The sequence below is a fragment of the Rhizobium sp. R339 genome (assembly GCF_002211395.1).
In the GTDB taxonomy this organism is placed as follows: domain Bacteria; phylum Pseudomonadota; class Alphaproteobacteria; order Rhizobiales; family Rhizobiaceae; genus Rhizobium.
In genome coordinates this window covers 363,605-382,644 of sequence record NZ_LOKV01000023.1, presented here as the reverse complement: position 1 = coordinate 382,644, position 19,040 = coordinate 363,605, and the positions used below count along the sequence as shown (strand labels likewise).

The following is a 19,040-nucleotide window of genomic DNA, read 5'->3' as shown; positions in this document are numbered from 1 at the left end:
GTCGCGCCTGTGCAATAAGACGCCCATGACAAAGATCGACCGCACGCCTGAAAAAGCCGATTTCGAACACGTCACCGACTGGGTGTTCGACCTCGACAACACGCTCTATCCCCATCATGTCAATCTCTTCGCGCAGATCGACAAGAACATGACGGCCTATGTCGCAGCGCTCTTGCAGATGGAGCGGGACGAAGCGCGAAAGCTGCAGAAGCAGTATTATCTCGACCATGGCACGACCCTGCAGGGCTTGATGATCCATCACGGCATCGACCCGAATGATTTTCTCGAAAAGGCGCATGCGATCGACTATTCGGCGCTGACGCCGCAGCCGGAACTCGGCGAGGCGATCAAGGCGCTGCCGGGGCGCAAGTTCATCTTCACCAACGGCAGCGTCAAACATGCCGAGATGACGGCCGGCGCGCTCGGCATTCTCGAGCATTTCGACGACATATTCGATATCGTCGCCGCCGACTACGTGCCGAAGCCGGCGCAGGCGACCTACGACAAATTTGCGGTCCTGAAGCGCGTCGAGACGAACAAGGCGGCCATGTTCGAAGATCTGCCGCGCAACCTGACTGTGCCCAAGGCGCTCGGCATGCAGACCGTGCTGCTCGTGCCGCGCAATCTGGAGGAAACCGTCGTCGAATGGTGGGAGAAAACCAGCGGCGAGGAAGATCACATTGATTTCGTCACCGACGACCTCGCCGCTTTCCTCGGCAAGGTGACCGGATCCGGCCGCTGACGGCATCACGTTACGAAAGTTTCACCCGGCTTACCGATGTTTAACTGGGTCTTCCCGCCTCGTTGCCATAGCTTCTTTCGTGAGGGGACACCTTACGAAAGGGAAATACGATGTACCGCAACAAGCTGATACTGGCAGCGCTTTCCTCCGTCCTCGTTTTCGGCGCTGCAGCCGGAGCAAGCTTTGCTGCGCCCGGCGACGGCCCGCGTCAGCACGCCGGCAAGGGCCGTCCGGACTTCGGTGCCTTCCGCGAAATCACCTATGTGCGCATGCTCAAGCAGTTCGACGTGAATAAGGACGGACAGGTCACCAAGGACGAGGCGAAGGAAGGTATCGACAAGATCTTCGTCGCGATCGACACCAACAATGACGGATCGCTGACACCGGGCGAAATCCGGCAATACCGGCAGACGCAGATGCAGGCGATGCGCGACCAGCGCAAGCAGAATGCCGACGAAAACAGCGACGCGAATGCCGCCGGCAAGACGGCGGAGAACAACGATCAGGGCCGGCCGCCGCGCGAGGCTCACGAAGGCCGTGACGGCCATCGCTGGATGCGCCATGGCGGCAACATCATGAACGCCTCGATCATGATGCACCGGATCGATACCGACGAGAACGGCCAGATCTCCAAGCAGGAGGCCGAAGCCGCCATCGACAAGCTGTTCGTCCGGATGGACCGCAACAAGGACGGCGTCATCTCGATCGACGACATGCCGGACCGGCCGTTCCTGTAAGGCGAGACGAGCCACTGCCTCGCTCTTTCCTCGCGCTGGCGGGGAAAGAGATTCTCGGGCTTCTTCAATCGGAATGCGGCGCTAAGCCCTTATTCGCGGCGTTCGTAGAAATCCTGCACGATCTTCCACGCGGCTTCGGCCGTCTCGACGAAGCTGATCAGTTTGACGTCGTCCGGCGCGATCGTGCCGAATTCGGCCAATGCGTCGAAGTTGATGATGCTCTTCCAGAACGCCTCACCGAACAGGATCAGCGGCAGGCGCTCCATGCGCCCGGTCTGGATCAGCGTCAGGCATTCGAAGAACTCGTCGAGCGTTCCGAAACCGCCGGGAAAGACGGCGATCGCCTTGGCGCGCACCATGAAATGCATCTTGCGAATGGCGAAATAGTGGAAGTTGAAGCTGAGCTCCGGCGTCACATAGGCGTTGGGCGCCTGTTCGTGCGGCAGCACGATGTTGAGGCCGATGGAAGGCGCGCCCTCGTCGGTCGCGCCGCGATTGCCTGCCTCCATCACGCCGGGGCCGCCGCCGGTGACGATGACATATTCATGGAAGTCGAAGGTCGCCGAATATTTCGAGCAGAGCCGGGCGAATTTGCGCGCCTCGTCATAATAGACGGATGCCGCCTCCAGATTGGCGCGCTGGACATCGTTGCGCGCCGCCCAGGCGCTCTGCCCGGGAGCGGGAATGCGGGCGCCGCCGAACATGACGACGGTCGAGCGGATGCCGCGTTCGGTCAGCATCATCTCCGTCTTCAGGAGTTCCAGCTGCAGGCGGATCGGCCGCAGCTCCTCGCGGCAGAGGAAATCCTCATCGACATAGGCAAGGCGATAGGCAGGCGACATCGTCTGCGGCGTCTTCGGCACGGCCTCGGCGCGCTGCCTGTCGGTCGAGCTGCTCTTCAGCGGGTCCCATACGCCATCCTTGCGCCTAGAACCGCCGTTTCGTCCCTTCGCCATATCGAAATGCCTTTCAGTCCTGCCGGCCTTAGTGCCGGATATGTCGCTATAACGCCTTGAATCCAGATTGATCCTGCCCGAAAAATCATTCCATTCTACGGGCGCATGCTGTAGAGCAGGACACAATCCCGCCAACCGCAATTCCGGAGACTGCGCCGTCTCCACGATAAAGATCGAAGTTTAAGGAATTCCCATGAGCGCCACCGACCTCGCATCCCTCGAAAAGACCATCGAAGCCGCCTTCGACAATCGCGACAATGTGAACACGTCGACGAAGGGCGAGGTCCGCGACGCGGTCGAAGCAGCGCTCAATCTGCTCGACGAAGGCAAGGCGCGCGTGGCGACACGCGGCGCCGACGGCGCCTGGGCGGTCAATCAGTGGCTGAAGAAAGCGGTGCTCCTGTCCTTCCGCCTCAACGACATGGAAGTGGTCAAAGGCGGCTCTGGCAATTCCACCTGGTGGGACAAGGTTCCCTCGAAGTTCGAGCACTGGGGCGAGAACCAGTTCCGCGCCGCGGGGTTCCGCGCCGTGCCGAACTGCGTCGTGCGCCGCTCGGCCTATATCGCTGCGAATGCGGTCCTGATGCCGTCCTTCGTCAATCTCGGCGCCTATGTCGGTGAAGGCACGATGGTCGATACCTGGGCGACGGTCGGCTCTTGCGCACAGATCGGCAAGCATGTGCATCTCTCCGGCGGCGTCGGCATCGGCGGCGTGCTGGAACCGATGCAGGCCGGCCCGACGATCATCGAGGACAATTGCTTTATCGGCGCCCGCTCCGAAGTGGTCGAGGGCTGCATCATCCGCGAAGGCTCGGTGCTCGGCATGGGCGTCTATATCGGCAAGTCGACCAAAATCGTCGACCGCGCCACCGGCGAAGTGATGTATGGCGAAGTGCCGCCCTATTCCGTCGTCGTTGCTGGCTCGATGCCGTCGGGCAATGCGACGATGGCGAACGGCCAGCCGGCGCCGCATCTCTACTGCGCCGTGATCGTCAAGCGCGTCGATGAAAAGACCCGCTCGAAGACCGGCATCAACGAGCTGCTTCGCGATTGATGACATCGGGAAATTGATCCGGTAAACAGGCGGGCGTCTTTTTGCGCGAGGCGGTCCCGCCTTGCCATGTCTTTGCCATTCCCGCTGGATAGTTCGACCGCCATGACCGCTACCGATCCCGTCGCAAATCTCCAGACACTGATTCGCTGCCCGTCCGTGACGCCCGCCGAAGGCGGCGCGCTGACGGCGCTGGAGGCGATGCTTGCGCCGCTCGGCTTCAAGATCGACAGGGTGAAGGCGAGCGAAGAGGGCACACCCGATATCGAGAACCTCTATGCCCGGCTCGGGAACGACGGTCCGCACCTAATGTTCGCCGGCCACACCGATGTCGTGCCCGTCGGCGACGAGGCCTCCTGGACGCATCCGCCCTTCGCCGCCGAGATTGCCAAAGGCGAGCTTTTCGGCCGTGGCGCCGTCGACATGAAGGGCGGCATCGCCTGCTTCGTCGCCGCCGTCGCTCGCCATATCGAGAAGAACGGTCCGCCGAAGGGCTCGGTCTCCTTCCTCATCACCGGCGACGAAGAAGGCCCGGCGATCAACGGCACGATCAAGCTGCTGCAATGGGCGGCCGATCGCGGCGAACGCTGGGATGCCTGCCTCGTCGGCGAGCCGACCAATCCGGACAGGCTCGGCGACATGATCAAGATCGGCCGACGCGGCTCGCTGTCGGGCAAGATCAGGGTTCATGGCGTGCAGGGCCATGCGGCCTATCCGCATCTCGCCGACAATCCGGTGCGCGGCATTCTGCAGCTGACCGAGGCGCTGATGGACCCGCCCTTCGACGGCGGCACCGACAACTTCCAGCCGTCGAACCTCGAAGTGACCACCATCGACGTCGGCAATCCCGCGACCAATGTCATTCCGGCCAAGGCATCGGCAAGCTTCAACATCCGCTTCAACGATAGCTGGACGGCCGAGACGCTCAGGGCTGAAATCCTGCGGCGCCTCGACGCCGCCGCCCGCGACGGCGGCTTGCGACCGGGCCGGGAGCCGGTGAAATACGACATCGTCTGGGCCGACCGGCCGAGCCATGTCTTCCTCACGCGCAACAATGCCCTGATCGCCTCGCTGTCATCCGCCGTCGAAAGTGTCGTTGGCCGGTCGCCGGCGCTTTCGACCACCGGCGGCACCTCAGATGCGCGCTTCATCAAGGATTACTGCCCGGTCGTTGAGTTCGGCCTCGTCGGCCAGACGATGCACATGGTCGACGAGCGCGTCGCCGTTTCCGATCTGGAGATGCTGACGGCGATCTACGAGACCTTCATCGCCCGCTGGTTCGCCAATGCCGGGTCTTAAGGAAGTTCAATATTATCTGGCCGGCCTCTGGCTGCTGATCCGGCTGGATCCGCGCGGCTTCCGCTTCCTCGACATGTCGGAGCGCGGCGTCAATCGTTCGTTCTGGGCGATGGCCTGGTGCCTGCCGCCGATGGGCATTTCCTGGCTCTGGTGGCGACAGGCCTTCCTGCGGGCGATGCCGCCGGAAGCCGATGTCGACTTCGCCTTCTATGTCAGGCTTAGCCTCGTCGAGGTCGCCAACTGGTTCGTGCCGCTGGTCTTTGCCGGGCTGCTGCTGCTAGCCTTCCGCATGGGCGAACGCTTCGCGCCCCTCGTCGTCAGCGTCAACTGGCTCGGCGTGCCGCTTTCCTACATCAACGGGCTGCTGCTGGCGCTGGTCTTCTTCCTGCCCGGAACCGTCGGCTTCGTCTCGCTGCTGCTGCTCGCCTGCATGCTGGCGCAGGTCTTCGTGCTGGCGCGCATTTTGCGGATGATCTGCTACGGCCATGCGCTGATGGTCGGCGCGCTGACGCTGGTGCTGCTCGTGCCGCCGATGATCCTTTCGGAATATCTCCAGCGCTTCCTCGGCATCTATCCGATCTGACTGGAGCGGCAGAGCTTTAAGACAGATCGTCGTCGGTTTCGTCGCTCGGCCTTCGCCGGTTGGTGATCACCTCGGGATAGTCCACCTGCATGAAATAGAGCCCTTCCGGCGGCGCCACCGGGCCGCAGGCCTTGCGATCCTGCGCCTCGAGCGCCGCCTGCACGTCGTCTGGTGTCCATTTGCCCTCGCCGGCAAGCTTCAGCGTGCCGGCGAAGGACCGGATCTGGTTGTGGAGGAAGCTCTGAGCGGTGGCGCGGATCTCGATCAATTCGCCGCTCCGCGTCACATCAAGCCGGTCGAGCGTGCGCACCGGGCTGTTCGCCTGGCAATGGGCGGAACGGAAGGTGGAAAAATCGTGCCTGCCGACCAGCCTCTGGGCGGCGGCATGCATGACCTCGTGGTCAAGCGCCTTCGGCACCCACCAGGCCCTTCCGGCCTCCAGCGCCAGCGGCGCGCGGCGGCTGACGATGCGGTAGAGGTAGTGGCGTCTCAGCGCCGAGAAGCGGGCATCGAAAAAGTCAGGAGCCGCCTCGACGTCGACAATGGAGACACGCTCGCCGGCGAGCCGCAGATGCGCGTTCAGAGCGTTCTGCAGCTTGTAGGGCGACCATTCTTTTAAAAGATCGGCATGGATCACCTGGCCCATGGCGTGGACGCCGGAGTCGGTGCGGCCGGCGCCGCGGATCGAGACGGTTTCACCGGTCAGCGACAGCACGGCGGCCTCGATCGCGCCCTGCACCGAGGGACCGTTCTCTTGCCGCTGCCAGCCGACATAGGGGCCGCCGTCATATTCGACGGTCATGCGGTAGCGCGGCATCAGGTGAGCCTCGTGCCTGCCGCCAGCGGCGTGCCCCTGAGAAAATCGGCTGCGGCGAGCGGCCTGCCGCCCGCCTTTTGCAGCCGTGTCAGCCGCACCGCGCCCGAGGCGCAGGCAATCACGAGGTCATCCGTCAGCAGCTCTCCGGCCGCGCCTTCTCCCGCTGCCAGTTTCGAACCCAGCACCTTCACCCGTTCCGGCTTGCCGCCGATCTCAAGTTCGAACCATGCGCCGGGGAACGGCGCGAGGCCACGGATATGATTGTGCACATCCCCCGCATCTCTGGCAAAATCGATGCGGGTCTCGGCCTTGTCGATCTTGGCGGCGTAAAGCACGCCCTCTGCCGGCTGCGGCGTCAGCGGCAGGTCGTTCATCTCCAGCTTCACCATGGCTTCCGCCATCGCCTTGGCGCCGACCTGCATCAGCCGGTCGTGCAGCTCGCCCGCCGTCGTGTTCGGGCCGATCTCGACTTCGCGGGTCAGCGCGACGGCGCCGGTATCGAGGCCCTTGTTCATCTTCATCACCATCATGCCGGTCTTTTCGTCGCCCGCCATGATCGCCCGCTGGATCGGAGCCGCACCCCGCCAGCGCGGCAGCAGCGAGGCATGGCCGTTATAGCATCCGTCCCGCGTGCCGTTCAAAATCGCCTCCGGCAGCAGCAATCCGTAGGCAACGACGACGCTGACATCGGCATTGAAGGCGGCAAACCTCTCGCGCTCCTCCGGATCTTTGAAATTGACCGGCGTGAAGACGGGAAGACCGAGCAGCTCGGCCGCCTGGTGCACCGGCGATTTCTGCAGATCGAGCCCGCGCCGACCGCCCGGCCGCGGCGGCTGCGTATAGACAGCAACGATCTTATGCCCGGCATCGACGAGCAGGCGCAGGGTTGGGACCGAGAACTCCGGGGTTCCCATGAAGATGATGCGAAGGGACATTCTATCTCGCCAATTGAGGATCAGCCGTCTTCAAACGGGTTTACGAGCTTGAGATCAACCCCCTCGAAATCTCTGGTGTTGCGGGTGGCGAGCGTTGCGCCGTTCGAAAGGCAGATGGCAGCGATCATGGCGTCCTTTGTTTCCATCGGCCATCCTGCCTTTCTGCGCGCAGCAGCCAGCAGGCCGTAGCGATTCGCCGCACTCAGGGAAAACCCGAGCAAACGGCCGGAAAATTCAGACTCGATCCGGTTGAAGTCGGAGATCAAGGCCGTCTTTCGCCTTCCGTCATCAAGGAGTTCAAGGCCATAGCGCATTTCCCCTACCGAGATCGTCGTCAGGAATAGCGTCTCGACGTCGTAAGCATCCAGCCAGTTCAAGATCCGCTCGCTGTGCGTCCTTCCCTGCAATTCGGAAATCACATTCGTATCAAGCACGATCATCTGTCGAAACGCGGCGGCTCGCGATCGCGTTCGTGGCGGGCCGCGGCGATAGCTTTGACTTCGTCCTCGCTCAATCTTTCCTCGCCGATGAGGGAGCGCAGGCGCTGCCCGGCGGAAGCACCAGAGCGCTCCACCGCAATCTGACGGCGGATGATTTCGATCGCTTCCTCCGAAAGGCTGCGGCCATTGCGCTGCGCGCTTTCCTGAAGCTGCCGCTTCATCACTTCCGGAACATCTCGAATAAGCAGGTCACCCATGGGCACCTCCATTATGATATCGGTGATATCATAATGCCTCGCCGGCGCATTTTCAACGCTCGTCAGAGTGGCTTGGATTTCGCCGCTTTGGTGAATTTCTTGATCACCATCTCCCGCTTCAGCCGCGAGATATGGTCGATGAAGAGTACGCCATTCAGGTGGTCGATCTCGTGCTGCAGGCAGGTGGCCAGCAGGCCGTCAGCTTCTACCGTCTGCTCCTGGCCGTTCCGGTCGAGAAATTTCACCGAAACGATCGCCGGACGCTCGACTTCGGCATAATAATCCGGGATCGACAGGCATCCCTCCTCATAGACGGACCGCTCGTCGGAGGATGTGACGATTTCGGGATTGATGAAGACCTGCGGCTGCTTTTCCTCGCCCTCGCGCGCAACGTCGATCACGAGCATGCGGCGCGGCACGCCGATCTGGATGGCCGCAAGGCCGATGCCGGGCGCATCGTACATGGTTTCCAGCATGTCGTCGGCAAGACGCTGCAGGTCGCGATCCACCCGCTCGATCGGCTTGGATATCTGGCGGAGGAGAGGATCGGGAAGAATGATGAGTGGCTTAATGGTCATGGCGTTCCCATAACCCATCTTTTCCGACTATGGAATTATCCGGTGGCGGGGGAGCGCGCTTTTTTGCCTCCCCGCCCCGAATTTTGCCATATTCGCGTCATGCCGCCCGGCGGGCAGCGACGGCGGAACGGCCTTCGGGCTGAGCACGGAAGCGCCGCAGCAGCGCGATCAGGCTCTCCACCTCATCCTTGAGACGGCGGGTTTCCGCCGAGGTATGCTCGACCATGCCGGAATTCTGCTGGGTGATCTCGCCCATGCTGCGGATCGCCACGCTGACTTCGTTGACGCCGGTCGCCTGATCGCGCGCGGTGGCGGCAATATCGGCGACGAAACGGTTGATGATGTCGATGCGGCTGATCATGTCGTTCAGCGCCTCGCCGGTGCTGGAAACGATGTCGACGCCTTCGTTGACCTGCGTCGAGCTCTGCGAGATCAGGTGCTTGATCTCCTTCGCGGCTTCCGCCGTGCGCTGGGCGAGCTGGCGGACTTCCTGGGCGACGACGGCGAAGCCCTTGCCGGCATCGCCGGCGCGGGCTGCCTCGACACCGGCATTCAGCGCCAGCAGATTGGTCTGGAAGGCAATCTCGTCGATAACGCCGATGATCTTGGAGATTTCGGTCGAGGATTTCTCGATGCCGGCCATCGCCGAGACGGCGCTGGTGACGAGTTCGCCGGAGTTCTTCGCCTTCTGCTGCGTTTCGCGCACGGCGTCCGACGCCTTCTCGGCATTGGCGGCCGTCTGGCCGACACTGACGGAAAGCTGCTGCAGGGCCGCCGAACTTTCCTCGACGCCCGCTGCCTGCTGAGCGGTGCGCAGCGCCAGATCGTTGGTCGCGTTGGAAATGACGTCGGCACCGCTCATGATATGGCCGGAGGTTTCGCGCACTGACCCGAAGGACTGGCGAAGGGCGCTGACGGCACGGTTGTAGTCCGCGGCCATCTGCTTGAAGTTGCCGGGAAGGTCGGCCGGCAGCGTGGCGTCGAGGTCACCATTCGACAGCGCCTCCAGACCGCGGCGCAGCTGCTCCAGCGCCATTGCCTGGTCGGCCTCGGCCTTGGCGCGCTCTTCTTCCAATGCGCGGCGCTTGGCTTCGAGCGTCTCGAGGTAAACGGAGATGGAATAATCCATGTCGAGCATGCCGGCCTTGATAACGGCCGAAAGCTTCTCGGCCAGCAGCTTGCCTTGCTGGCGCGCGAAGATCGACGGCCATTGCTTCTCCATGATGCCCTTGACCAATTCGGACATGAGGATGGCGTAACCGCCGATGTACCAGCGCGGCTCCAGCCCGATGCGGGCATGCGTGCGGCCGACGGCGGTCACGCCGGCGACATAGGTCTCATCGAAGGCACCGCCGGCGAGATTCGTCCAATGATCCTGCTGGCGCTTCTTGGCATGGCCCATATGGGACTTGTCGGAAAAGAAACTCGCGACAGCGGAGGTCTTGGCGATCTTGGCGTAAAATTTGTCGAGCGCGCCGCCAATCAATTCGGCGATGACAGGGCGCAGATCCCGCATCGATTTGCGTGCGGCGTCGTCCAGTTCGATGAAATCGAGGCGCTGCCTGAGGGCACTGTCAGTCTGCTGGGACGTCATGGGGATCTCTGTACTTGGCGCGAATGCGCGGGAGGGTTCTGCGCCACAGGTTTTGGCGAATATAGTTGAGCAATGGTTAAATTAGCCCGCGATTTCTTCTCGCGAGCGAAGAAGACCGACAGCTTGCGAAGATGTTGGGGACCATCGATTTCGTTCACGTTTTGATCTGTATCTCGCCATTTCTTCTGTTATGGTTCCAGCATGACCAGTCATTCCGAATCGCTCACTCTTTCCCTTGGCTCGATCAGCCCGGCCATGTTGGCGCTTGCCGGCGGGGCTTTCGCTGCCCTGATCCTGCTGGCGATCGTCCTTCTTCTGCGCAGCGCCGGCCTTCGCCGCGAGCAGGCGGAAGAGGCGAGCTTTCGCGCCGCCGAAAGCGAGGCGCGCATGGCCGAGCTTCTGAAGATCCAGGCGGAGATGCAGGGCCGCATCACGGCCATGACCGAGGTCTTCGGCGCGCGGCAGAGCGAGCTCAACCAGGCAATCAACCAGCGTCTCGACGGCATGTCGCAGCGCATGAGCTCGACGATCACTGAGCAGACGAAATCGACGCATGAGAATCTGCAGCGGCTGCAGGAGCGGCTGGCGGTCATCGATGCCGCGCAGAACAATATCCAGACGCTCGCGAAGGATGTCGTCGGGCTGCAGGCCATTCTTTCCAACAAGCAGACGCGCGGCGCCTTCGGCCAGTCGCGCATGGAAACGATCATCGCCGACGGCCTGCCGATGGGCGCCTACACCTTCCAGCCGACGCTTTCGAACGGTTCGCGGCCGGACTGCACGATCCGCATGCCGAACGACGCGCCGGCACTGGTGATCGATGCGAAATTTCCGCTGGAAGCCTGGAATGCGATCCGCGATGCCGGCAGCCCCGAGGCCGGCAAGATCGCAAGCCAGCAGTTTCGCCGCGACATGGACGTCCATATCCGGGACATTTCCGAGAAATACCTCATCCAGGGGGAAACCCAGGATACGGCCTTTCTCTTCGTGCCGTCCGAATCAATCTTCGCCGAGATCCACGAGAATTTCGAGCCGGTGGTGCAGAAGGCGCATCGTTCGCGCATCGTCATCGTCTCGCCGTCGCTGCTGATGCTGTCGATCCAGGTGATCCAGGCCGTGCTCAAGGACCAGCGTATGCGGGCGCAGGCGCACCTGATCCAGGGCGAAGTGGCGCTCCTCATGGACGATCTCGGCCGCCTCGACGAGCGGGTGCGCAAGCTGCAGGGTCATTTCGCCATGGCTCAGAAAGATATCGACATGGTGGTCACGTCAGCCGACAAGCTGACCAAGCGCGGCGCCAAGATCGAAGCGCTGGAATTCGAAGCCGGCGGGGACGGCAAGCCTGCTCGCGACAACGAGCCTGCGGCCAAATCGGTGGAAAGCCGCACCGGCCTTCTGAAACTCCGGGTGGTTGACGAGGAGTGACCGCTTCGGGCAGTGTCTGCTCCACATTTTAAAAGAGTTGGAACATGACGTCGCCCGCATGTTCCAAAGGACGGGACATCCTCATGATCACAGTTTTCGGGTCCATCAATATGGACCTTATCGCCACGACGGAGCGCCTGCCGAAGCCCGGCGAGACGGTTGCCGGCAACGGCTTTGCTACGGCCGCCGGCGGCAAGGGCGCCAATCAGGCGCTCGCAGCGCGCCGCGCCGGCCGCTACGTGCATATGGCCGGCGCCGTCGGCAAGGATGCCTTCGCAGCGGATGCGCTCGCCCTGCTCGATGATGCGGGAACCGACCTTTCTCTCGTCAGGCATGTCGACGGCCCGACAGGCACCGCGCTGATCCTTGTCGGCGGCGACGGCGAAAACATGATCGCCGTCGTTCCGGGCGCCAACGGGCTGGTGACCCCTGCCGATGCCGAAGCGGCGGTCGGCCGCATGAGCGAGGGCGATATCCTGATGCTGCAGCTCGAAGTGCCGGTTGCAGCCGTCGAGCGCGCACTTTCGGCAGCCGGGGCCAAGGGCATCACCAGCATTCTCAACCTCGCGCCGCTGATTCCGGACGCGTCGCGCCTCGGCCGGTTGGCCAATATCGTCATCGCCAACGAGACCGAGTTCGAACGGCTTGCCGGACAGGACGGGCTGGACGCCGAAGCGCGCGAGGCCGCCCTCGTCCGCCTGCATCAGGAGACCGGCCAGACGCTGATCGTGACGCTCGGCGGCGACGGCGTCATCGCCATCCGTGACGGTGCAATTTCAAGGGCGCAAGGGCTGGTGATCGACCCTGTCGACACGGTCGGCGCGGGCGATACTTTCTGCGGCTATTTCGCCGCGAGCCTCGATGAAGGGCTTGATTTTCCTTCGGCGCTGCGCCGCGCGGCGGTTGCCGGTTCGCTGGCATGCCTCAAATCAGGGGCGCAGCCTTCGATCCCCCTGAGCGAGGAAGTCGCAGACAGGATATAAGTCAAGTCTCTTTGCGAAACCGCCGGTAACGCCCCTTAAATCTAAGGGAGTTTCTTGCGGTTTTGCTTATGCACGCGACTAAAATTTCATTCAAATTTAAGAGATCTCTGGCGATGTTGCTCATGATCGCCGGCCTCTACTGCCTTTGGTTCCGGCCTCCATTTGGCTGCTCCATGAGGGAGCGGTGCTTTGCTCCTGTGCCGAAGAATGCCCGTTCGGCGCATCCTTGCCCGAGGAACCCATGTTCATTTTTCGCATGAAATCGCTTGCGGCGAAACTCATCGTCATTACCGGCGTCGCCATCGCGCTTGTTCTCGCCGTTTCGAACTTTTTCCTCATTGGCCAGACCCGGGATCGCGTCCAGACGCTGACGATGGATCAGGCCAATCTCGAGGCAAAAGCGATCGCCAATGAAATTGCCGCCAATGTCGGCGAACTCGCCAGCGCCGCGCGCAGCATGTCAGGGGTCATCGGCCGTGCCCATGAAGGCAAGTCGCTCGATCGCAAGGGCATGATCAACGTACTGAAAGCCAATCTCGAACAGAATGCCTTTGCCTTCGGCAGCTGGTTCTGCGAGCAGCTCGGCGCCCTCGACGGCAAGACGACCGAGATCGCCAACAACAACGACGAAGGCACCAACAAGAACGGCGCCTTCACGCCCTACTGGTCGAAAACCAAGGATGGCGGCGTCCAGTATTCGACGTTCGACAATGACTATGCCGCCGAATGGTGGAAGCTTGCCGCCGACAGCGGCAGGGGAGCGATCACGACGCCCTATCTGGCTGAAGGAACCGACGTACCGACGCTGCTGACCTCGATCGCCTATCCGGTCACATCGGGCGGCAAGATGATCGGCGTCGCCGGCGTCGACATCTCGCTGAAGTCGCTGACCGACAAGCTGCAGGCGCTGCATCCTTTCGGCTCCGGCCGCGTCACGCTGCTGTCGCAGACCGGCAACTGGATCGTCGCGCCGATCCCCGACCTGATGACCAAACAATATGACGGCGAAGGCGCCGATGTCGTCAAGTCGGCGCTGTCGGGCAAGCAGCCCGGCCTGGTCAGGAACCTCACCTATGACGGCCTCGATCCCTTCGACCGCGTCGTCTATCCGTTCGAGGTCCCGGGCGTCAACGCCACATGGGTCGTGCTCGTCGACGTCCCGCACACAGTGATCAACGCGCCGGTTCAGGACCAGACCTACATGATGATCGCGACCGGCCTGATCGTGCTCGGCGCGGTGATGCTCGCGCTCTATTTCGCCGTCCGCGCGTTCGTGCAGCGGCCGCTCGGCAGCCTCGTCGCCAGCGTGAAGGCGCTCAGCGACGGCGAATACGCCGAGCCGGTCGCCGCCCAGGACCGCAGCGACGAAGTCGGTTCGGTCGCCAAGGCGCTCGAAGGCTTCCGCTTCAAGCTCGCCGACAGCCAGCGCCTCGAAGACGAGGCCACCAACCAGCGGCAGGCCGCCGAGACCGAACGCAGCCGCTCGGAATCGGAGCGCCAGCAATCGGTGTCGCTGCAGCGCCATATCGTCTCGATTGTCGGCGCCGGTTTGTCCGAGCTGTCTCACGGCAATCTCGGCTACCGCATCACTGAGGAATTCCCCGGTGAATACGGCAAACTGAAGCAGGACTTCAACGCCGCCCTTGCGAGCCTCGAAGAGACCATCAACACGATGAATCTGAGCGTCGTCAATATCGGCGCCGGCACCGGCGAGATCAGCAACAGCGCTTCCGACCTCGCCAAGCGCACCGAGCAGCAGGCGGCAAGCCTTGAAGAGACGGCCGCTGCGCTCAACGAGCTCACCGCGCAGGTCGATTCCAGCGCCGAGAACGCGCGCACGGCAGCCGACAACGTCAATCTCGCCTGCCAGGATGCCGAGAAATCGGGCGAAGTGGTGCAGAAGGCGATCGCCTCGATGCAAGGGATCGAGCAATCTTCGACGGAGGTCTCGCGGATCATCGGCGTCATCGACGAAATCGCTTTCCAGACGAACCTGCTCGCCCTCAACGCCGGCGTCGAAGCCGCCCGCGCAGGCGAAGCCGGCAAGGGCTTCGCCGTCGTCGCCCAGGAGGTGCGCGAACTCGCACAGCGTTCGGCCAACGCCGCCAAGGAGATCAAGACGCTGATCAACACCTCGGCGGTCCAGGTCAAGGAAGGCGTCGATCTCGTTGGGCGCGCCGGCGGCACGCTGCATAAGATCGCCGAACAGGTGATGGGCATCAACAGCCTCATCCGGCAAATCTCGGCGTCTGCCAGCGAACAGGCCGTCGGCCTGAAGGAAATCAACCAGGCCATGAACCAGATGGATCAGGTGACGCAGCAGAACGCGGCGATGGTGGAGGAAGCTACCGCTGCGAGCGTCGCGCTCAACGACGAGGCGCAGACGCTGAAGGCGCTCGCCACCCGCTTCAGGGTCTCGGGTTCCGGCAATGCCGCGGCCCTCGCCTCCGTCGCGCAGCAGATGCGTGCGCCAGCCGCTCCTGCGATCCGCCACTCCGCCAGCACGGTGCGCCGGCCCGCCGCCGCATCACGCGGTTCGGCTGCGGTGGCGCAGGACAGCTGGGAAGAGTTCTGAGCCCTTCCGTTCAGCTCGCTATCAATGAAAAAGGCGCCCGGGAGACCGGGCGCCTTTTTCATTCGGAAACGGATAGCGTTCAGGCGGCGTTCGACGTCTGCTCTTCGTTCAGGAAGGCATAGATCGCCGAAGCGGAATCGGTGGCACGCAGCTTTGCGACGAGATCATGATCGCGCAGCACACGGGCAATACGCGACAGCGCCTTGAGATGGTCGGCGCCGGCGCCTTCCGGCGCCAAAAGCAGGAATACGAGATCGACCGGCTGGTCGTCCAGCGCCTCGAAATCGACTGGCTGCTCCAGCCGGGCAAAGATGCCGACGATCGAATGGATGTTCACCAGTTTGCCGTGAGGAATGGCGATGCCGTTGCCGACGCCCGTCGATCCCAGGCGCTCCCGCTGCAGGATGACGTCGAAGATCTCGCGCTCGGAAAGCCCGGTGATCCTGGAGGCTCTTGCTGCCAATTCCTGAAGCAACTGTTTCTTGGAATTTACTCTAAGGGCGGGAATGATCGCATCCTGATGGAGCAAATCTGCCAATGCCATTTCTTTTTCCTTCTGTCGCCGGGATCAGATGATGCAAGGAGCGGCGGTAACTCCGCCGCTCACCGCCCTGATCTCAGCCTTTGATATTGGCTGAATCGATCCAGCCAATATTTCCGTCGTGGCGACGGTAAACGATGTTCAGATGTTCCTTGCCGGGGCTGCGGAACAGGAGAAGCGGCTCGTCGGTCATGTCGAGCGCCATCACGGCGGTGGCGACCGACATGGTCTTCAGTTGCTTCGTGCTTTCAGCGACGATCGCCGGGGCGAAATCGTCGGGAATTTCATCTTCGTGATCAGGAACGGAATCCATGACCGTGTAGGAGACTTCTGCAAAACCATTTAGATGGTTTCCGGCATGATGGTCCTTCAGCTTGCGCTTGTAGCGGCGCAGACGCTTTTCGATGCGCTCGGAAGCGGCGTCGAAAGCGAGCTGAGGATCGGTCGCTTCGCCGGCCGCATGCAACACCACGCCACTGTCGAGATGGAGCTTGCAGTCTGCGGAGAAACGGGAACTCGCCTTTTCCACGGTCACCTGGCCGGAATACCCCCCGTCGAAGTATTTCGTGATGGCCATACCAATTTGGTCCTCGATCTTTTGACGGAACGATTCACCAATTTCCATATGTTTCCCGGATACACGCACACTCATGGAGTTTCCCTTCTTATGGTCGTTTGCGGGTATCAGTTTACGCCAAGCCTCAGGTTCATCCAAGCACTTCGCGCAATCTCAAGCAAGATCGGCGCGAGCCTGCGTGCCCTTGGTACCCTTTGGATGATGGGGATAACTCCAAATGCCGTCCACGGCATCGATTGCGGCGGGCTTCTAGACGGGGGCCGCCGAAAAGTCAATAGGGACGCCCGATGCGCATTGGAGACAGCCGGAAAGCCTATGGCCGCTGGCTGCCGAGACGACGCCGCCGATTCTCCTGCAATCGTTCTCAGCCGCCCCGCGCCGGCAATGCCGCCGCCCTTCTCTGGGGGATCGTCATGGCTGCGACGCCGAGGATGACGCAAACGAATCCGATCCACGCCGTCGGGCTCAGCGTCTCGCCGAGGAACACCATGCCGATCGCAACGCCGATCGGCACCCTGAGATAGGCCTGAGAGGTGGTTCCGACGGAACCCAGCGTCTGGACGAGGCGAAAATAGATCGCGAAGGCGAGAGCGGTGGAAAAAGCAGAAAGGGCGAGCAGCGCCAGCACCGATGCTGCGGAGGGATCGAGTTCCCATGGCCGATCGACGACGAGGCTCACCGGCAGCAGAATGACGGCGCCAGAAATCAACGAGCCGGCCGCCGGCACAGCGGGATCGAGCCCCTTGAAGTTCTTGCTGAAAATTGCGGCACCTGCGTAACAGATGGTCGCCAGGATGATGGCGATCTGTGCCGTCAGACTTTCGCCGAGTCCCGCCAGCGCTTCGATACCGATGACGAGGCAAATGCCGGTCAGCCCCGATATGACGCCGAAGAGCTTTCGCAGGCTCACCTGCTCGTGGCGGGTGATCAGCACTGTCAGCAGGAAGGTGAAGATCGGTGTTGCCGAATTCAGGATCACCGCCAGTCCGGCATCGACGGATTGCTCCGCCCAGGCGATCAGCGTGAAAGGAACGACGCTGTTGAGCCAGGCCTGAACGAAAAACCGGCCCCATGTCGCGCGGTCGCGCGGCAGCCGGACACCCCGGTAACGAAGAATGGCGAGCAGAATGCCGCCGGCGATCAACGTGCGCGCGGCGATCAGGGTGACGGGCGGGATGGTCTCGACGCCGATCTTGATGAAGGTGTAGGAGGAACCCCAGAGGGTGGCGAGCGCCAGCAGCAGGGAAAGCTCCCTGGCAAGGCTCGGATTCTGCTGCGTCATGTAGGCACTTCAATATTCGTTGAGACCAGCGAGGAGTAGCAGCATTGGCAGCAGAATGCTTCGATCCCGATCGAAGCATTCAGGCGTCAGAAGCCGGTGACCTTGGCGAGCGCCCGCTTCTCGCGGCGGCGCTGGACCGAGGAAGCGATGTTCATCGCCTCTCTATATTTGGCAACCGTGCGGCGGGCGAGGTCGATGCCGCCCTTTTTCAGCATGTCGACGATATCGTCGTCGGAGAGCACCGCGTCGGGGCTTTCCTGCATGATCAGCGCGCGGATCTTGTGACGCACGGCCTCGGCCGAATGGCTGTCGCCGCCCTCGACGGCGCTGATCGAAACCGTGAAGAAATATTTGAGCTCGAAGAGGCCGCGCGGCGTCAGCATGTATTTGTTGGATGTGACGCGGCTGACTGTGGATTCATGCATCTTGATCGCCTCGGCGACCGTCTTGAGGTTTAGCGGGCGCAGATAATCGACCCCGTGCAGCAGGAAAGCATCCTGCTGGCGAACGATCTCGCTTGCCACCTTCATGATCGTCTTTGCCCGCTGGTCGAGGCTGCGCGTCAGCCAGTTGGCGCTCTGCAGGCACTCGGAAAGAAAGGCATGATCCTCACCGTTCTTGGTCACGCGGGAAAAATAGGACTGGTTGACCAGCACGCGCGGCAGCGTATCCGGATTGAGTTCGACCAGCCAGCCCGCTTCCGCGGAGGGCCTGACGACCACATCGGGCATGATGGCTTCGGAAACGCCGGCCTCGAAGCCGCTACCGGGCTTGGGATTGAGCTGACGGATCTCGGCGAGCATGTCGAGAAGGTCTTCCTCATCGACGCCGCAAAGGCGCTTCAGCGTGGCGAAATCGCGCCGCGCCAGAAGTTCGAGATTTTCGACCAGCGCCTGCATGGCGGGGTCGTACCGGTCCTTCTGCTTCAGCTGGATCGCTAGGCATTCCGACAGGCTGCGGGCGAAAACACCAGGAGGATCGAGCGTCTGAAGGGCGGCAAGCACACGCTCGGCCTGCGCGAGGCTCGTGCCCAACCTTTCGCCCGTTTCGGCCATATCGGCCTGCAGATAACCCGCATCATCGAGCTGATCGATGAAGTTCTGCGCGATCAGCCGGTCGGTCATATCGGGCAGGACGAAGGGGATCTGCTGGGCGAGATGATCGCGCAGCGACACCTGGCCGGCGACGAAATCATCGAGATCGTAATCGGCGACCTCGCCGCTGCCGGGCATCGACTTCCACTGACTGACGAGCTCCGGCGCATCGAGCCGCTGCGGCGCACCGTCATCGGGGAAGACATTGGTATAATTGGCGTCGAGCTCGTCGTTCAGCCGGCTCGTGCTGGCGCTGCCGCCATTGTCGTACCACTCGCTGGAGAGCGCCTCGGCGCGGCTGTCGTAGCCGTCGTCGGCTGCGGCGTCCTCCGGCTGATGGTTGTAATCCGCCTCGTCGGTTTCGCCGCGTTCGCCAGCCGCCTCGCCGTCATTCGCCGGAAATTCGAGCAGCGGGTTCTTCTCCACTTCCTGGGCGATGAACTGGGTGAGTTCAAAATGCGTCATCTGCAGCAACTGGATGGATTGCATCAGTTGCGGTGTCATCACCAATGACTGGTTCTGGCGCAGGAAAAGATTGGCGGACAGTGCCATGACGGACGCGAAACTCCCCACG

General features: G+C 62.3%; 19 protein-coding genes. 8 read left to right on the top strand and 11 right to left on the bottom strand.

From position 1 onward, the window contains the following. The first annotated feature begins 25 nt into the window (after nucleotides 1-25). Nucleotides 26-742 (top strand): pyrimidine 5'-nucleotidase, encoded by a 717-nt coding sequence (locus tag ATY76_RS21150; RefSeq protein WP_088676965.1) that lies wholly within the window; start codon nucleotides 26-28, stop codon nucleotides 740-742. Between the two features lie 110 nt (nucleotides 743-852). After that, on the top strand, nucleotides 853-1,479 hold the full coding sequence (locus ATY76_RS21145) for an EF-hand domain-containing protein (protein WP_088676663.1): 627 nt from the start codon (nucleotides 853-855) through the stop codon (nucleotides 1,477-1,479). 89 nt (nucleotides 1,480-1,568) lie between these two features. On the opposite strand, the gene ATY76_RS21140 is transcribed toward ATY76_RS21145, so the two are convergent. Continuing rightward, a complete protein-coding gene (locus tag ATY76_RS21140; RefSeq protein WP_088676662.1) occupies nucleotides 1,569-2,435 on the bottom strand; it encodes an LOG family protein in 867 nt (288 codons plus the stop codon). 193 nt (nucleotides 2,436-2,628) lie between these two features. Here ATY76_RS21140 and dapD point away from each other — a divergent pair, with 193 nt between their 5' ends. The 3 genes from dapD to ATY76_RS21125 all read left to right on the top strand — a co-directional run bounded on the left by dapD (nucleotide 2,629) and on the right by ATY76_RS21125 (nucleotide 5,368). After that, nucleotides 2,629-3,489: a 2,3,4,5-tetrahydropyridine-2,6-dicarboxylate N-succinyltransferase gene (gene dapD / locus ATY76_RS21135; protein ID WP_088676661.1), complete on the top strand. Its 861-nt coding sequence runs from the start codon at nucleotides 2,629-2,631 to the stop codon at nucleotides 3,487-3,489. A gap of 102 nt (nucleotides 3,490-3,591) precedes the next feature. Next, nucleotides 3,592-4,785 carry a succinyl-diaminopimelate desuccinylase gene (dapE, locus tag ATY76_RS21130; protein WP_088676660.1) on the top strand — a complete coding sequence of 398 codons (1,194 nt, stop codon included), beginning with the start codon at nucleotides 3,592-3,594 and terminating at the stop codon, nucleotides 4,783-4,785. Next, nucleotides 4,772-5,368, top strand: a complete 597-nt coding sequence (locus ATY76_RS21125; protein WP_088676659.1) for a hypothetical protein — start codon at nucleotides 4,772-4,774, stop codon at nucleotides 5,366-5,368. The genes dapE and ATY76_RS21125 overlap by 14 nt, the downstream gene beginning before the upstream one ends. A gap of 16 nt (nucleotides 5,369-5,384) precedes the next feature. On the opposite strand, the gene truA is transcribed toward ATY76_RS21125, so the two are convergent. The 6 genes from truA to ATY76_RS21095 all read right to left on the bottom strand — a co-directional run bounded on the left by truA (nucleotide 5,385) and on the right by ATY76_RS21095 (nucleotide 9,989). After that, nucleotides 5,385-6,185, bottom strand: a complete 801-nt coding sequence (truA, locus tag ATY76_RS21120) for a tRNA pseudouridine(38-40) synthase TruA (protein WP_088676658.1) — start codon at nucleotides 6,183-6,185, stop codon at nucleotides 5,385-5,387. After that, nucleotides 6,185-7,120, bottom strand: coding sequence for a methionyl-tRNA formyltransferase (fmt, locus tag ATY76_RS21115; RefSeq protein WP_088676657.1), 936 nt, complete (start codon nucleotides 7,118-7,120; stop codon nucleotides 6,185-6,187). Before fmt ends, truA begins: the two co-directional genes overlap by 1 nt. Nucleotides 7,121-7,140: 20 nt before the next feature. Further along, complete coding sequence (locus ATY76_RS21110; protein ID WP_088676656.1) at nucleotides 7,141-7,560, bottom strand: type II toxin-antitoxin system VapC family toxin; 420 nt, start codon at nucleotides 7,558-7,560, stop codon at nucleotides 7,141-7,143. Further along, the gene (locus tag ATY76_RS21105) at nucleotides 7,557-7,817 is read right to left on the bottom strand and encodes a plasmid stabilization protein (protein WP_088676655.1); all 261 of its coding nucleotides are present in this window, start codon (nucleotides 7,815-7,817) and stop codon (nucleotides 7,557-7,559) included. Before ATY76_RS21105 ends, ATY76_RS21110 begins: the two co-directional genes overlap by 4 nt. 62 nt (nucleotides 7,818-7,879) lie before the next feature. After that, complete coding sequence (def, locus tag ATY76_RS21100; RefSeq protein ID WP_088676964.1) at nucleotides 7,880-8,395, bottom strand: peptide deformylase; 516 nt, start codon at nucleotides 8,393-8,395, stop codon at nucleotides 7,880-7,882. A gap of 97 nt (nucleotides 8,396-8,492) precedes the next feature. Continuing rightward, on the bottom strand, nucleotides 8,493-9,989 hold the full coding sequence (locus ATY76_RS21095) for a globin-coupled sensor protein (RefSeq protein WP_088676654.1): 1,497 nt from the start codon (nucleotides 9,987-9,989) through the stop codon (nucleotides 8,493-8,495). A 201-nt stretch (nucleotides 9,990-10,190) separates the two neighbouring features. On the opposite strand from ATY76_RS21095, the gene ATY76_RS21090 reads away from it, so the two are divergent. The 3 genes from ATY76_RS21090 (at nucleotide 10,191) to ATY76_RS21080 (ending at nucleotide 14,972) form a co-directional block, all read left to right on the top strand. Next, nucleotides 10,191-11,414 carry a DNA recombination protein RmuC gene (locus tag ATY76_RS21090; RefSeq protein ID WP_088676653.1) on the top strand — a complete coding sequence of 408 codons (1,224 nt, stop codon included), beginning with the start codon at nucleotides 10,191-10,193 and terminating at the stop codon, nucleotides 11,412-11,414. Between the two features lie 83 nt (nucleotides 11,415-11,497). Further along, nucleotides 11,498-12,397 (top strand): ribokinase, encoded by a 900-nt coding sequence (locus ATY76_RS21085; RefSeq protein WP_088676652.1) that lies wholly within the window; start codon nucleotides 11,498-11,500, stop codon nucleotides 12,395-12,397. Between the two features lie 241 nt (nucleotides 12,398-12,638). After that, nucleotides 12,639-14,972, top strand: coding sequence for a methyl-accepting chemotaxis protein (locus ATY76_RS21080; protein WP_088676651.1), 2,334 nt, complete (start codon nucleotides 12,639-12,641; stop codon nucleotides 14,970-14,972). Nucleotides 14,973-15,051: 79 nt separating this feature from the next. On the opposite strand, the gene ptsN is transcribed toward ATY76_RS21080, so the two are convergent. From ptsN to rpoN, 4 genes are all read right to left on the bottom strand, one after another. Next, entirely contained in the window at nucleotides 15,052-15,516 is a 465-nt protein-coding gene (gene ptsN / locus ATY76_RS21075) for a PTS IIA-like nitrogen regulatory protein PtsN (RefSeq protein WP_065281989.1), read from the bottom strand. Between the two features lie 73 nt (nucleotides 15,517-15,589). Beyond that, nucleotides 15,590-16,165: a ribosome-associated translation inhibitor RaiA gene (gene raiA, locus ATY76_RS21070; protein ID WP_003570772.1), complete on the bottom strand. Its 576-nt coding sequence runs from the start codon at nucleotides 16,163-16,165 to the stop codon at nucleotides 15,590-15,592. A 289-nt stretch (nucleotides 16,166-16,454) separates the two neighbouring features. Continuing rightward, complete coding sequence (locus ATY76_RS21065; protein WP_088676650.1) at nucleotides 16,455-17,372, bottom strand: EamA family transporter; 918 nt, start codon at nucleotides 17,370-17,372, stop codon at nucleotides 16,455-16,457. Between the two features lie 86 nt (nucleotides 17,373-17,458). After that, a complete protein-coding gene (gene rpoN, locus ATY76_RS21060) occupies nucleotides 17,459-19,018 on the bottom strand; it encodes an RNA polymerase factor sigma-54 (RefSeq protein ID WP_088676649.1) in 1,560 nt (519 codons plus the stop codon). Nucleotides 19,019-19,040: the final 22 nt, after the last annotated feature.

Excerpts from the sequence above, each read along its gene's own strand:
- ATY76_RS21150 (WP_088676965.1), top strand. The coding sequence starts at position 26 with ATGACAAAGATCGACCGCACGCCTGAAAAAGCCGATTTCGAACACGTC.
- ATY76_RS21145 (WP_088676663.1), top strand. The coding sequence starts at position 853 with ATGTACCGCAACAAGCTGATACTGGCAGCGCTTTCCTCCGTCCTCGTT.
- ATY76_RS21140 (WP_088676662.1), bottom strand. The coding sequence starts at position 2,435 with ATGGCGAAGGGACGAAACGGCGGTTCTAGGCGCAAGGATGGCGTATGG.
- dapD (WP_088676661.1), top strand. The coding sequence starts at position 2,629 with ATGAGCGCCACCGACCTCGCATCCCTCGAAAAGACCATCGAAGCCGCC.
- dapE (WP_088676660.1), top strand. The coding sequence starts at position 3,592 with ATGACCGCTACCGATCCCGTCGCAAATCTCCAGACACTGATTCGCTGC.
- ATY76_RS21125 (WP_088676659.1), top strand. The coding sequence starts at position 4,772 with ATGCCGGGTCTTAAGGAAGTTCAATATTATCTGGCCGGCCTCTGGCTG.
- truA (WP_088676658.1), bottom strand. The coding sequence starts at position 6,185 with ATGCCGCGCTACCGCATGACCGTCGAATATGACGGCGGCCCCTATGTC.
- fmt (WP_088676657.1), bottom strand. The coding sequence starts at position 7,120 with ATGTCCCTTCGCATCATCTTCATGGGAACCCCGGAGTTCTCGGTCCCA.
- ATY76_RS21110 (WP_088676656.1), bottom strand. The coding sequence starts at position 7,560 with ATGATCGTGCTTGATACGAATGTGATTTCCGAATTGCAGGGAAGGACG.
- ATY76_RS21105 (WP_088676655.1), bottom strand. The coding sequence starts at position 7,817 with ATGGGTGACCTGCTTATTCGAGATGTTCCGGAAGTGATGAAGCGGCAG.
- def (WP_088676964.1), bottom strand. The coding sequence starts at position 8,395 with ATGACCATTAAGCCACTCATCATTCTTCCCGATCCTCTCCTCCGCCAG.
- ATY76_RS21095 (WP_088676654.1), bottom strand. The coding sequence starts at position 9,989 with ATGACGTCCCAGCAGACTGACAGTGCCCTCAGGCAGCGCCTCGATTTC.
- ATY76_RS21090 (WP_088676653.1), top strand. The coding sequence starts at position 10,191 with ATGACCAGTCATTCCGAATCGCTCACTCTTTCCCTTGGCTCGATCAGC.
- ATY76_RS21085 (WP_088676652.1), top strand. The coding sequence starts at position 11,498 with ATGATCACAGTTTTCGGGTCCATCAATATGGACCTTATCGCCACGACG.
- ATY76_RS21080 (WP_088676651.1), top strand. The coding sequence starts at position 12,639 with ATGTTCATTTTTCGCATGAAATCGCTTGCGGCGAAACTCATCGTCATT.
- ptsN (WP_065281989.1), bottom strand. The coding sequence starts at position 15,516 with ATGGCATTGGCAGATTTGCTCCATCAGGATGCGATCATTCCCGCCCTT.
- raiA (WP_003570772.1), bottom strand. The coding sequence starts at position 16,165 with ATGAGTGTGCGTGTATCCGGGAAACATATGGAAATTGGTGAATCGTTC.
- ATY76_RS21065 (WP_088676650.1), bottom strand. The coding sequence starts at position 17,372 with ATGACGCAGCAGAATCCGAGCCTTGCCAGGGAGCTTTCCCTGCTGCTG.
- rpoN (WP_088676649.1), bottom strand. The coding sequence starts at position 19,018 with ATGGCACTGTCCGCCAATCTTTTCCTGCGCCAGAACCAGTCATTGGTG.